The organism is Ectobacillus sp. OTK (genome assembly GCF_059698935.1).
Map to the genome: position 1 here is coordinate 3,723,333 of NZ_AP048547.1, position 13,538 is coordinate 3,736,870.

General features: G+C 38.4%; 9 protein-coding genes. 2 read left to right on the plus strand and 7 right to left on the minus strand.

Translation table 11 applies throughout. From position 1 onward, the window contains the following. Positions 1-47: 47 nt before the first annotated feature. Positions 48-1,031, minus strand: a complete 984-nt coding sequence (locus AC6HZ4_RS18430; protein ID WP_497491148.1) for an LCP family glycopolymer transferase — start codon at positions 1,029-1,031, stop codon at positions 48-50. 743 nt (positions 1,032-1,774) lie between these two features. Between AC6HZ4_RS18430 and AC6HZ4_RS18435 the strand changes: the two genes are divergently transcribed. Both AC6HZ4_RS18435 and AC6HZ4_RS18440 read left to right on the plus strand, forming a co-directional pair. Then, entirely contained in the window at positions 1,775-2,899 is a 1,125-nt protein-coding gene (locus AC6HZ4_RS18435) for an ABC transporter ATP-binding protein (RefSeq protein WP_497491149.1), read from the plus strand. Then, positions 2,899-4,464: an ABC transporter permease/substrate-binding protein gene (locus tag AC6HZ4_RS18440; protein ID WP_497491150.1), complete on the plus strand. Its 1,566-nt coding sequence runs from the start codon at positions 2,899-2,901 to the stop codon at positions 4,462-4,464. Before AC6HZ4_RS18435 ends, AC6HZ4_RS18440 begins: the two co-directional genes overlap by 1 nt. 172 nt (positions 4,465-4,636) lie before the next feature. Here the strand turns inward: AC6HZ4_RS18440 and AC6HZ4_RS18445 are convergent, their stop codons facing one another. From AC6HZ4_RS18445 to AC6HZ4_RS18470, 6 genes are all read right to left on the minus strand, one after another. Then, complete coding sequence (locus AC6HZ4_RS18445) at positions 4,637-5,257, minus strand: GntR family transcriptional regulator (RefSeq protein WP_497491151.1); 621 nt, start codon at positions 5,255-5,257, stop codon at positions 4,637-4,639. 389 nt (positions 5,258-5,646) lie between these two features. Then, a complete protein-coding gene (locus tag AC6HZ4_RS18450; RefSeq protein ID WP_497491152.1) occupies positions 5,647-7,134 on the minus strand; it encodes a glycoside hydrolase family 32 protein in 1,488 nt (495 codons plus the stop codon). Between the two features lie 13 nt (positions 7,135-7,147). Next, entirely contained in the window at positions 7,148-8,389 is a 1,242-nt protein-coding gene (locus AC6HZ4_RS18455) for an MFS transporter (RefSeq protein WP_497491153.1), read from the minus strand. Positions 8,390-8,888: 499 nt separating this feature from the next. Then, on the minus strand, positions 8,889-10,148 hold the full coding sequence (locus tag AC6HZ4_RS18460; RefSeq protein ID WP_497491155.1) for an ABC transporter substrate-binding protein: 1,260 nt from the start codon (positions 10,146-10,148) through the stop codon (positions 8,889-8,891). Between the two features lie 217 nt (positions 10,149-10,365). Next, positions 10,366-11,544 carry a response regulator gene (locus AC6HZ4_RS18465; protein WP_497491156.1) on the minus strand — a complete coding sequence of 393 codons (1,179 nt, stop codon included), beginning with the start codon at positions 11,542-11,544 and terminating at the stop codon, positions 10,366-10,368. Beyond that, positions 11,534-13,294 (minus strand): cache domain-containing sensor histidine kinase, encoded by a 1,761-nt coding sequence (locus AC6HZ4_RS18470; protein WP_497491157.1) that lies wholly within the window; start codon positions 13,292-13,294, stop codon positions 11,534-11,536. Before AC6HZ4_RS18470 ends, AC6HZ4_RS18465 begins: the two co-directional genes overlap by 11 nt. Between the last annotated feature and the right edge of the window lie 244 nt (positions 13,295-13,538).

Sequence of the window (13,538 nt, forward strand, 5' to 3'; positions counted from 1 at the left end):
CCAGGCGATTTGTGAACCTGCTGTTATGAAAGACCGTTTGCTGCAGCTTAGTTACTAAAATACTGCTTAACCAGCTCCTTAATCTTATCCGGATCTACAACAAACTCGTCATTGTTCGCTTGGAGAATATCATCGTATCTCATTTTGTATTCGCCGGGCAATTGATGATATTCTAGTTGCTCAGGCTTGAAGCTTTTTAACGCGAGCCCAAGGCTTAACACATCTGTTTGCGTCATATTTGTAGAAGTGATGACCTCAGGCAGGTCCTTAACAAACTTTGGCAGCTTCACAATATTTTGCGGCTTCAATATGGAATCGGCCACACTAAGAAGAACCTTTTCCTGCAGCTGCTGACGTCCAAATTCTCCCTCCGCAACCGCATAGCGCTCCCTAGCAACCTCCACAGCCATCGTTCCATCTAAATGCTGGGCTCCAGCTTCAACAATTTTGCCATGATTCTGCGGAATCCATGAATGAGTAATCTTCACATCATAAGGAATCTCTATGTCAATCCCGCCCAATTTGTCGATAATGTCCCTAAGACCCCAGTACGTTGTTTCAGCATAGTAATGAATCGGCACTCCTGTCAAGTCACTAACAGCTTGAGCAGCTGCCTTCACTCCCTTATCTAAGGAATTGCTTTCAGATTGAATAATATATTGAACACTTGTCAGCTTCGTATAGCCATCATAGTCCTTCACGTACACACGCGTATCACGAGGGATGCTGATTGCATTATATTGTTTTTTGTCTAAATTCATATGAATAAGTATCATAGAATCCGAATGTCCAGCCGGATCTTCTGGCCGCTGGTCCGTCCCCATAATGAGCACATTAAATACGCCGCTCTTTGGCTTTACCTCACTTGCTTTGGCTGGCTGAGTCGCTACCGAAACCGATTTAAAATGGTTCTCTGGCGACAGTTTTTGGTACGCATATGCTCCAATCCCGCCGCCTGCGATGAGCAGCGTAAGTAAAGCATATAAAAAAATCTTTCTCTTTTTCCTTTTGTTTTGTCTATTCTTTTCCATCTTTTCATTCCTATCCCTATTTATGAAGTAAATACAAGTCCTATTTCCCAGGACCGAAGATACAGCAGGAATTTCCTGCTACATCTATTAAAAAGCATTATGTAACAACGTTTCCATTTAGATCGAAGCCAAATGCGGGAAAATTCATACTATTCTGCTCTTTATTAGGCAACTTATTCTATCTGATAAAGCATATGGATATGAGCTATAAATTGAGAAATTTTAATGTCTATTGAATAGCTGGATGAAAACCTCGGACCTCATACGCCCATTCCAAACACTCCTCAAATTATGTGTACGAAAGACTACCATTCTTCCCTGTCTACTAGCCTTTTGAAATCTCCCCTTCTTGTTACATATGCCTATTCTACCATTTTGCTTTGAAAGAGGGAATGAAAAAAGTGAAAAAATCTATATCTCTTTATATTCTAAAATCTTTTTTTGAGAGATTCAAATATAGAAGACATAGCAGAACTGCGTATTTGTACATGGGCCATTCATGATGTAACAGAAAAACACGAGTAAAGATAAACTCGTGTCTACTAGCATAAATTGACACCACAATATGCCTTATCTTCGGCTTTCAAAGAACAGAATACCGCACCGCAAGAATGAACGTTCTAACACATAAAAAGGCGATTTACCCTCACCTGTTTTTTACTAAATTAGACAACTAACAACTTATATGTTAGCATTAAGTTGTCAATTAACCAAGGATAAACTTGTTACTAAGGAGGCACACAATGATAAAATTCCAAAACATAGAAAAGAAGTATCATAGTAAAACAGTTATCCGTAACTTTTCATTGGAAATTGAAAAAGGCCAGCTTGTTGTTTTTATTGGCCCGAGCGGCTGCGGCAAAACAACACTGCTAAAAATGATTAATAAGCTAATCGAACCCACATCCGGGAAGATTTTTGTAAATGGAACAGACATTTCAGGTATCAATACGATTGAACTGAGGCGAAACATCGGCTATGTAATCCAAAACACAGGACTTTTCCCTCATATGTCTATAAAAGAAAACTTGGAACTTATCCCTAAGCTAAAAGGGGAAGCTCCAGAAGCAATTGAAAAAAAGACAGAGGAATTGCTTCATATGGTTGGATTAAATCCACAGGAATATATGCACCGTTTCCCAAAAGAGCTAAGTGGAGGACAACAGCAGCGAATTGGTGTAGCACGAGCATTTTCTACAGATTCAGACATCATTTTAATGGATGAGCCGTTCAGTGCTTTAGACCCGGTAACAAGAAGTTCCCTGCAGGAAGAGCTCTTTCAAATGCAAAAAGAATTAAACAAGACAATTATTTTTGTAACACATGATATGGATGAAGCTATTAAAATAGCAGATAAAATTTGCTTATTGAAGGATGGGAATATCCTCCAGTTTGATACACCGGAGAATATTTTGAAGAGCCCGGCTAATGAATTTGTCGAAAACTTTATTGGAAAAAGGAGAGTATGGAATAATCCAGAACTGTTAAAGGCTGAGGACATTATGATTTCCAATCCGGTAAAGATTACGCCGAACCGAAATGTTCTGCAGGCAATTGAAATTATGAAGGATAACAAAGTAGATAGTTTGCTGGTAACAGACCGAACGAACTTGCTTTTAGGATTGGTGACGCTAAAAGGAATTCAACTGCAGAACCGAAATGCTGTAGTAGGAGAGGTTATGGAGCGCAACGTGCTCACAGTTTCTGAGGATGCAAATTTGATTTCTGTATTAAAAACAATGAATGATCACAAAATTGGGTATGTTCCCGTCGTGAATCAAGCGGCTCAATTGTCTGGTCTCATTACAAGAAGCAGCATCCTCTCCGAATTAAGCAGCCAGCTAATTGATTTGGAGGTGGCTTTTTAATGAATGGATTATGGAGCTTTTTCACTGCTAAATATGACCAAGTCTTCAGTTTGCTTGGACAGCACATCTACCTGAGTGTTATGTCTGTATTAATCGCCATTGCGATTGGTGTTCCACTTGGAATTCTAATCTCAAAAAATAAAAGCCTTGCAAAGCCTATTATCGGTGCTGCAAATGTCATTCAAGCTATACCAAGCTTAGCCTTACTCGGCTTTTTCATCCCTTTTATCGGAATTGGAAGTACACCAGCCATCGTAATGGTTGTTCTCTATTCTCTTCTTCCGATTGTGAAGAACACTTACACAGGACTAACAAATATCGATGCAGATATCCTTGAAGCAGCGAGAGGGATTGGCTTGACGAAAAGCCAAACAATGAAAAAGGTGCAACTACCTCTAGCATTTCCAATGATTATGGCCGGCATTCGCATTTCTTCCGTAACAGCGGTAGGCCTAATGACGATCGCAGCGTTTATTGGAGCTGGCGGACTTGGCTACCTTGTATTCTCAGGTGTACAAACCGTGGATAACAACATGATTTTAGCAGGAGCCATTCCCGCTTGTATTCTTGCTTTACTGATTGATTATATTGTAGGCAAACTCGAATCTTCTCTCTCTTATCAAAATAAGAAGCAGACTTTCGCTTCCAAAACTTCAATATCACCACTTAGGAAGCGGCTTTTCATCTCTGCCGCGGCTATCCTGCTCATTGGCTTTGGCGCAACTGCTATCTATTCAAAAGCAGGTGCAAAAGACACAATTGCCATTGGCTCAAAAAACTTTAGTGAGCAGCTCATTTTAGGAAACATGGTAGCAGATTTAATTGAGGATAAAACAGATATTCATGTAGAAAGAAAGCTGAATCTCGGCGGAACACAAGTCGCGTTTAATGCCTTAAATAAAGGTGATATCGATTTATACGTGGAATATACGGGAACAGGCTTGGTAAATATTTTAAATAAACCAGCTGTCAATAATCCTGATGAAGTATACAAAACCGTTCAGCAGGAATTTCAAAAGACATACGGTATTGAGCTGTTAAAACCAATGGGTTTTAACAATACGTATGCTCTAGCAGTACGTCAGGATACGGCAAAGCAATATAATCTCAATACAATCTCTGACCTTGCAAAAGTGAGTAATGAGTTGGTTATTGGTCCGACAATTGAATTTCCAAATAGGGATGATGGACTGATTGGGCTTGCCAAAACGTACAACATGCAATTTAAAGATGTGAAAGCGGTAGACGGCGGATTACGTTATACTGCACTGCAAAATCAAGAGAGTGATGTCATTGATGCTTTCTCGACAGACGGATTGCTTGAGGCTTTTCGTTTAAAAGTGTTAGAGGATGACAAGGGCTTCTTCCCTCCTTATTATGCTGTGCCAATTGTGAAACAGGATACGTTAAAGAAATATCCTGAGCTTAAACGTACTATCAATATGCTGGCGGGCAAGCTGACAGATGAAAAAATGCGAGAACTCAACTACAGAGTTGACAGCCTGAAGGAAGACCCGGCAAAGGTTGCAAAAGACTTCTTACAACAAGAAAAACTAATCGATTAAGAAAAGCGGACACGGTCCGCCCTTGCTCCTGCGGAAGAACATGCTGGAGTCTGGAGCGGGCTGTGGGAGCTAGACAATGCCCAAAAACTTATACTTTCTTATCGATTAACATATAATCCCCGCTTGGAGCATACTCCAAGCGGGGATTTTGTTAGTTACATTACAGTTCCTTCTACTCTGCCAGAAAGTTTATCACTCTCTCATACGTCTGTTCATTACCGATGATGAGCAGTATATCTCCCTCTAGCATAAGCACATATGGCCCTGGAGAAATGATCAATTCATTATTACGCTTAATTCCGATTACTGTTCCTCCCGTATTTTGCCAAAACTTCACTTCTGATATTGTCTTTCCAATGTGGCTGCACGTTGGCATAATTTCTACTTCAAATGGTGCAATGGGATTTGTATGCCGCAGCTTTCCCGAATAATCTACAATTTTCTGGACAGTTTCAAATAACTGTTCATCCAGCTTCTCACGTTCCTGTATTAGTGCTTTCATTTGCTTTTCTAAATCCTTAATGCTTTCTAGATTAGAAAAGCGGCTAATGTACTTAAAAGCATTCTCTCTAGACGCTATAATAACGCCGCTACCCTTAGCGGAGTGGACAATGTCGACATCTTCTAGTATTTTAATCGCTCTCCTTACGGTTTCCGGCGACACATTGTATTCACTTGCAAGTGTGGACCTCCCGTGTATTCTCTCCCCTACTTTAAATTTCCCATCATATATCCGATTTGCAATATCAATTGCGATTTTCTCATACGTCGGCATTTGTACGCGCTGCTGCATTCGATTCTCCACCACAATTCCCAAAAATGATCCATATTAAATATGGTCATTAATACTATAAACCTTTTGACTGCTTGTATGCGAGAAGAAAAATGTTAAACTCTCCTATTATAGTTTAAAAATACTGTCTTTAGCTCAAACTACGTCCAAAAAGCCAAGGCTTCTGTAAAAGCACTTGGCTAGTTTTAATCTTTATAAACCTCTTATAAAGAAAACTCGCCGATTGGCGAGCCCTGCTCTTGGGCGAAGACAGAGGCGTAGTTGCACTTATACTGTATTCCTAAAATTTCCGACTACGTCGAATAACCTTCTAGCTGGAAATTTATACTTTCTTACAGTGCAATACAGCATAAGGCATGCCTTTATCTGCGCGTAATAGACAGAATATCTTATTCGTTTTCTTTCCAGATATCTTTTAATTTCCAAACCTGTACATCTTTAATCTGAACTGCTCCATTTTTTGCATAGAATTGCAGCCCTAAACTCGATTTTTGCGGGTATATTCTACTAGTCAATACGTTAAGACCATTATTAGCAAATACTTCGACAGATGAACGATCTAAATAAATATGAAGTGACAGCGTCTCAGCTTGCACATCTACTTTACTTTTCCGAATTCCACTTACGCCCTTACCTGATTGTTCACGATCAACAAATAATTTAGAGGATGTAACATCGAAGCCAATGACTGTTTCCTCTGTTCCTGCTTCATCACATCTGAGTTTTAGACCAAACTCAGATGCTGTCACATCTTTCAATGAAAACTCTACTTTTATTTCCAGTAATTCTTCATTGATCCCGGTATGAATACTTTCACTATTAATCGTATCAATCGCCAGGTCAATCTGTTTTTCGCGAAGCATTGTAAGTTCAGAAACAGGGTTCATTGCCAGCTTTCCATCACTGGTAAGAGTCAGCTCACGCGGCAATGTTAAAGCACCGGCCCAGCCATGCTCCTTTGTCGGCATTGGAGATTCCCACATATCCATCCAGCCGATAGCGATGCGTCGGCCTTGGTCATCAAGCAACGTTTGAACAGCATAGAAATCATGGCCATAATCTAACTCTGTAAACTCACCACGCGAAAATTTGAGTGTATCATAATTAAAATCTCCTACAATATAACCTGTTTGGAACAGATTTTGATACTTCTCGCCTTCAGCCGCTATTCCCTGCGGTGAAAATAACAGCACATGTTTTCCGTCGACTTCAAAGAAATCCGGACACTCCCACATATAACCTTCTGTTCCATTGCTTTCTGCCAATACGCCAAGATACTCCCACTGTCTTAAATCTTTTGATTTATATAAAACAACTTTTCCGGTATCTTCTTTTCTAGTTCCTAGAACCATATACCAATGATCTTTATGCTTCCATACTTTTGGATCCCGAAAATGCCCAGACCCTTCTTCTGGATGTTTCGCAATAACCGGATTTGCAGCTTCTTTGGTAAAATGAATACCGTCCGTGCTTGTCGCGATACATTGTGATTGGTCAAGGATGTCCTTTTCACGATCAACCCATATGTTTCCTGTGTAAATTAACGTCAGTACTCCGTTATCATCAACCGCGCTTCCCGAAAAACACCCATCCTTCTCATACGTTTCTGTCGGTGCAAGAGCAATCGGCAAGTGTTCCCAGTGAACCAGGTCTTTGCTTTTAACATGTCCCCAGTGCATTGGTCCCCAGTTTTCATCATACGGGTGATGCTGATAAAACACATGATATTCCCCTTTATACTGTACTAAACCGTTAGGGTCATTAATCCAGTTAGCAGGTGCCATAATATGATAGCCTAATCGATATTGTTCATCTACTTTTCCCTTGGCAATTTTAATTGCTTCTTCTGCCTGTTGAAGTGTATGGATTGTTAACATTTTCCTCATCCTCCTATATAGCCTTTTGCAATTTTTCTGAATGAATTTGTAAGCCTTTGCTTTTTTTAGTATTGAGTAATGTAAAAATTGAAATAATTGTAAAGCATAAAACTGAAATTCCCATTATGATATAGGAATAGCGAAATCCTATACTATCGTACAATCTGCCTGCGATTGGTGAAAGGATAGATGCGCCTACCTGAGAAGCAAACTGGAAACCAACCAGATATAATACAGAAGATAGGCGTGTATCAAAGTTCACTGCCAAATACTTAAAAATGGCGATGAGCATAATAGGCAGCTCTACTGCATGAATTAATTTCATAGATGAAATTCCAATGGGCCCCATAACAAGCCCTGAACCAATAATTCGGAATGCCATTAAAAACCCAGCCAAAATCAAACTATTCCTTGCGCCTACCTTATTTACGATATAAGGTGCGAGAAACATAACACCAGCCTCTAGAAATACTTGGAATGAGTTTAGATAGCCAAACACTTGATTCCCCATGGCTTCAGTTGGGAATAAAGATGAATAATACAGTGGGAACTGTTGATCGTACACACTGTAGACACATGTCACCCCAATTACATACATCATTAAAAACCAGAAATCTTTCAGTAGAAATAATCCGCCAACATCTTTTAATGTAACCGAGTCGGCTTTTCCCATCTCTTCATTTGTCATTTCTACCTTCACAGACAGAATGATTGCAACTAATATAATTGCCGAAGCAGACGCAATCCAAAAGTTGATATTAGGATTGATATTGAACAGTTGTCCTGCAAAAAATGTAGCTGCTGCCCACCCTAACGAACCCCACATTCTTGATTTTCCATATTCAAAATTATATTTACGACCAATTTTTTCAACATACGATTCAATCGCTCCGATACCTGCTAAGAAAGCAATCCCTAAATATAGCCCCCCAACAATTGCACCGAGAAAGACATTGTATTGTAATAATGGGCCATACACATAGATATAAAATGGACCTACAAATACTAGTAAAATACTGATAAAAAATAAGATATTTTTCTTTAAACCTATTTTGTCAGAGATATAACCATATAATGGCTGCATGCATAAAGCAAAAATAGCGTTTGCAGAAAAGATGATACCTGTAGCTGATCCGCTTAAATGCATTTCTTGCCCTAACCAAATCGAAAATAAGGAATAGCTAGATGACCAAGTAAAAAAGAAAAAGAAAAAATACGCACTTAACTTCCAATATAAACTTTTTGAACTTTCCATTTTAATTGCCCCTTTAACTAAAGATGTAACATGTATTACTACAATTGTGTTTGCAATGTACCTGCGAAAGACTACTCTTTCCAACTAAATCTCTATTTAGAAATTCCCTGCCGATTTTTTAAGATCTCCATCAAAGCGCTTACTTTGTCGGCAATTAAAAATCAACTGGTTGGATCGAACATGTAATCCTCGTATTTGTAATCTTGCTACACCTTTATTGTAACTAGTATGAAACGCTTTCAAAACGAGGCATTCTTTTTATTTATGTTTAAATTTCTAGGATAAACGGTTTCAACAGGGGTGAAAAACAAGGTTCCAGGATATCGTCAAAAAATCATTTTTTCAGTTACATAGCTTAGAAATACTCCTTTTGATATAAGAGTATTTTGTGTGTAAATCTGTAACTAATTGTTATTGCTTGTCCGTCAGCCCTATTAGTAAAAAATAAGAGCGGCCAAAAAAGAGATCAGAAGTTCTCCTTTTAGGCCGCTCCCCATGTTCATTTGTTTTGTCTATAACTTGAAAACATCCTCTCTAGATTCTCAAGATAAGCCCTTATATTATGATTGATAAAAAACTGTTGTGAATACTTTCTAAACTCATCTTCAGCAGCAGTTCCACCTAACCAATAGTGGTTCGGCCAATTGACAACCCTTTCTTGCTTTACAAGCTTATCGATCAATTTCACTTCTTGTTTTTTCATTTGAACACCTTTCACCGCACTAATGCTGCCTTCATAATCCGAAAATTTTTGGGCGTTCTCTGTTTGAAGGAGAAAGGCTAAAAACCGTTTTGCTTCGTCAGGATATGGAGTGTCAGCTGAGATGGCAAACCCTGCATCTACTCCTCCTAACACATGGTTCTTTTCAGGATCATTCGTAGCAGGGAACGGGAAGATGCCATAGTTTAAACTTGGATTGAATGCTTCAATATCTGGAAGAGCCCATGTTCCCATCACGTACATGGCACCCTCTCCATTTGCAAATGCCTTTTTGATTTGATTGGAATCCGCATGAAAGGAATTCGGCTGAACGTAAGGGAGAACTTGCAGCATTTTTTTCGAAATTTCTATCCATCTTTCATCATTATTGATGTTTATGTCCTCTTTATTGACTTTGTCCCAATATTGACTGTCAAACTCGTTTGCAACAAGATTTAAATTAAAAACGCTAATCTGTATCGGATCTTTATTGCCCATCAAAAGCGGCTGCTTTCCTGCTTTCTGAATCGTTTCCATTGTTTGAATGAATTCATCCCATGTTCTAGGAAATTCCAGGTTCAGTTCTGTAAAGATATCTTTATTATACAGAACGCCAACAGCATTTTGTGATAAAGCTACCCCATACATTCTGTCATTTACTAAGTAACGATTTTGAATCTCAGGTTGGATATTTTGAATAAATTCTTCATCTGTGAGATCCAATAAATATCCTTTGTTTACACGTAATACGTAATCATGTTCAATTGGATACGTTACAAAAATATCTGGAATATCACCGCGGGCAATACGTGTTTTTAGAACCGTTGAGCCATGTGGTACGTACACATTCTCAATATCAATATCCGGATTTTCTTTTTCAAACTCCTGGATTAATTCTTCAAAGATTTTTGCTGATTCTATTTTCCCGTGAAAAAATTCAAGTTTCTTTTTTTCTTTTTTCTCTAAAGCGGTATCATCTTTTCTTGCTAAGGCGCAAGAGCTCAAGAACAGACTCATCACCAGACAGAAACTTGCAAGGAGAACAGCATTTTTTTTCACTTGTATTCCTCCTTGATTCGAATGTGCTTTACTTCATTTTCCGTTATAAAGAAAACTCACCGATTGGCGAGCCCTGCCTTTGGGCGAAGACAGAGGCGTAGTTGCACTTATACTTTATTCCTAAAATTTCTCGCTACGTCGAATTGGCTTCGGGCTAGAAATTTATACTTTCTTAAAGTGTGAATCAAAAGATTCTCCCACTCCTTTGTGAGAGAACCTATTCTACCTTTTTTCGATATTGACTTGGAGTGAGGTTTACATACTTCTTAAAAACTTGACTAAAATAGCGCTGATCCGTATAACCAACCATATTGGCAATCTCATACGTCTTTAAATCTGTCGTTTCTAACAGGAGACAGGCATGATCCACCCTCAGCTTCGTTACATAATCTAAAAATGTTACACGCGTTTTTTGTTTAAATAATACACTAAAATGACTGACGCTAAGTCCTACCTGCTCCGCGACAGTCTCAATGCCAATATTCTCAGTAAAGTGGTTTTTCAGAAATTGTTCAGCTTTCTTGACTAAAGCATCGGGTGTATGTTTTGATTTGTATTCAGCTTTAATATCTTCTTCAGTAACAATATTCATTTTTAAAAACGCACTTTTTTCCATATATTGTTTGGCTTGCTGATAAGACGCTGGAAGTTCATTTATACCACTTACGAATTTCCCTATCGCAATTGTGCAATGCTCCTTAAACATTTCAGCTGCCTGATGAGCAGATTTCATAACATAGCTATATAACTGTTCACAATCTCCTGCTGTATTCACACAAACAATAAGAAACCGATTATTTTCTAACTTAAATAAAAAGTTTTGAAAGAACGTATCATCTTTTTCTCGATCACTTATCCATTGCTTCAAAACTTGTTCGTTCTGCTCTGTCCCATTACGAAACTGCATGATCATGGTAGCATATGCCCCTTGCTCATCCATAAAGGTTTCAGCAGCATTTTCAAGAATAAGCAGTTCATACAGTTTATGTTTCTTTAGCTCATAATCGCTTTTTTCTTTTCCTTTCAATTTATGGACCATTCGATGAATACATGCTGTAAGCTCCTCATGATCAATTGGCTTTAGTATATAATCAAACGCATGATATTGTAATCCTTCTCTGGCATACTCAAATTCATTATAGCCGCTTACCAATAATACCTCTGGTCTGACAGAAAAGCTTTGCAATGCTTTTAACAACTCAATTCCGCTCAACTCCGGCATACAAATATCTGTTATCACTATATGAGGACGATGTGTCCTGATGAGCTCAAGAGCTTCATTCCCATCCTCGGCTGTTCCTGCTACTTCACACTGAAGAGCTTCCCAATCAATGGCCTTTACTATGCTTTTAACGATTAGTGATTCATCATCAGCAATAATTACTCTATACTTCATTCTCTTCACCCTTACGCAGTGGAAATGTTAACTTAATGGTCGTTCCTTCATTCTCCTTCGAACAAATCATTAAGCCGTGTCCTTCACCATAATACAGCTTTAAACGATTCTGCACATTCATTACACCATGACTCGTTTGTTTACTCGTTTGCACGCCCTGATTGCGTTCATTCAATAGTTGAAGAACATCGTCACTTATTCCTTTTCCATTGTCTTCAATATAAAAATATCCTTTTCCCTTCTCAATCCCTCCTGTAATTCGAATCACTGCATCTTGCTGCTTACGATCAAACGCGTGGATTAAAATGTTTTCGACCAGAGGCTGTAAGACGAGCTTTAGCACCCTATAATGAAATAACTCTTCATTTACACTTACTTCAAAGGTAAATCGATCATTATAACGGACCCTTTGAATTTCCATATAGCTCATAACATGCCGTATTTCATTTTGAACAGATACCTCATCGGAAGCATTAATACTAATCCGCAGCAGCTTTCCAAGATGAATTGTCATTTTACTAATATCCTGCTGGTCATTTAAAACAGCCAGCGAATTAATAGATTCCAGTGTGTTATATAAGAAATGGGGATTAATTTGGTTTTGAAGCACCTGGAACTCAGCTTTTCTCTTTAATTCTTGCTCGCTTTTGATTCGCTGCAGCAAAACTACTGTTTTTCCTACCATTGCATTAAAGCCTTTCGCTAAATGGTTTAGCTCCAAAAAAGGGAATGATGACATCCTTGCACTCAAGTCACCTTTTTCAACCCGTTTCATTTTGTTTAAAAACTCCGTAATGAAACTGACAATCCGATTTAAAAAGAAGAGATTGAACAACACAGCAAAAACTAACACCATGAAAACCAGTCCAAATGTGGTTTGACGAATATACTTTGTTTCATTTGAAATCGTATGCCATGGCTTAATGGAAACGAGAAAATACTTGGTCGCATTACGGTCCTTCAAGGTTCCGGAAATATACGTAACTAAACTTTTTTCTCCGTCTAGATAATCGATACCGGTTCCATCTTTACCTGAAAGAATCTCTGAACGATTGTTAAGCCTCATTGATTCGCCAATCAAATTCCGATTGCGATGATAGATAATTCTCCCCTCTTCATCAACAATCATTTCCTCAGAGTCATCCTTGTAAAGATTTGCGAAAATATCATCAAAACGTTCGATTTTAATTTTCATAATCACATATCCGATATCCTCAAGCGTATCAGCATCTCTAATAGCACGACCATGAATATAAAATGGAGTATCTCCCGAAGCAAATATTTCATTATGAACTGGAGATAACCAAACTGCCCGTCCTTTTTCGCTTACTATTTTCTGATAAAACTCTGTTTGTTGAAATTCTTTTAATGAAGGAATGGCACTATTCCGAAAATGGTAAACCTGCCCCTTTATACTATAAAGAATAAGATCATCTAGCCTTGATTGAGTATACAACAATCCGGCCATTGATTGTCCGCTGCTGTAAAAATTAACAATCGACTGCTCCTGATTATACCTAAGAAAATTTTCAACTTCCTGAGAAGCTATCACATAATTAGAAAAAGAATTCACCTCGGACATTACCATCTGTAAATTTGTATTGGTTGCCTTCAAAGTTTGTAATGTTTCTTTCCCTACTTTTTCTTTTAATGCAGCAGACGAAACTTGATACGAAACTACACCAAGAATGATGATAGGCACTAAGATTAAAACTAGAAATGCAATCAATACCTTTTGCTGGAATCTCATTATATACACCTTACATTGTTATTTTTTCACATAGTAGTTTACCATAGAAACATGGAAATATTACCATTTTGTGCATAATTGTGTTGCCATTATACTCAATATCCTTACCTCATAAAGAGAACTCGCCGGCTGGCGAGCCGTTAGGCGCAGACAGAGACGTAGTTGCACTTACACTGTATTCCTAAAATTTCCGACTACACCGAATTGGCTTCCATCTGGAGATTTATACCTTCTTACAGTGAAA

Excerpts from the sequence above, each read along its gene's own strand:
- AC6HZ4_RS18445 (WP_497491151.1), bottom strand. The coding sequence starts at position 5,257 with ATGCAGCAGCGCGTACAAATGCCGACGTATGAGAAAATCGCAATTGAT.
- AC6HZ4_RS18455 (WP_497491153.1), bottom strand. The coding sequence starts at position 8,389 with ATGGAAAGTTCAAAAAGTTTATATTGGAAGTTAAGTGCGTATTTTTTC.
- AC6HZ4_RS18430 (WP_497491148.1), bottom strand. The coding sequence starts at position 1,031 with ATGGAAAAGAATAGACAAAACAAAAGGAAAAAGAGAAAGATTTTTTTA.
- AC6HZ4_RS18440 (WP_497491150.1), top strand. The coding sequence starts at position 2,899 with ATGAATGGATTATGGAGCTTTTTCACTGCTAAATATGACCAAGTCTTC.
- AC6HZ4_RS18470 (WP_497491157.1), bottom strand. The coding sequence starts at position 13,294 with ATGAGATTCCAGCAAAAGGTATTGATTGCATTTCTAGTTTTAATCTTA.
- AC6HZ4_RS18465 (WP_497491156.1), bottom strand. The coding sequence starts at position 11,544 with ATGAAGTATAGAGTAATTATTGCTGATGATGAATCACTAATCGTTAAA.
- AC6HZ4_RS18435 (WP_497491149.1), top strand. The coding sequence starts at position 1,775 with ATGATAAAATTCCAAAACATAGAAAAGAAGTATCATAGTAAAACAGTT.
- AC6HZ4_RS18450 (WP_497491152.1), bottom strand. The coding sequence starts at position 7,134 with ATGTTAACAATCCATACACTTCAACAGGCAGAAGAAGCAATTAAAATT.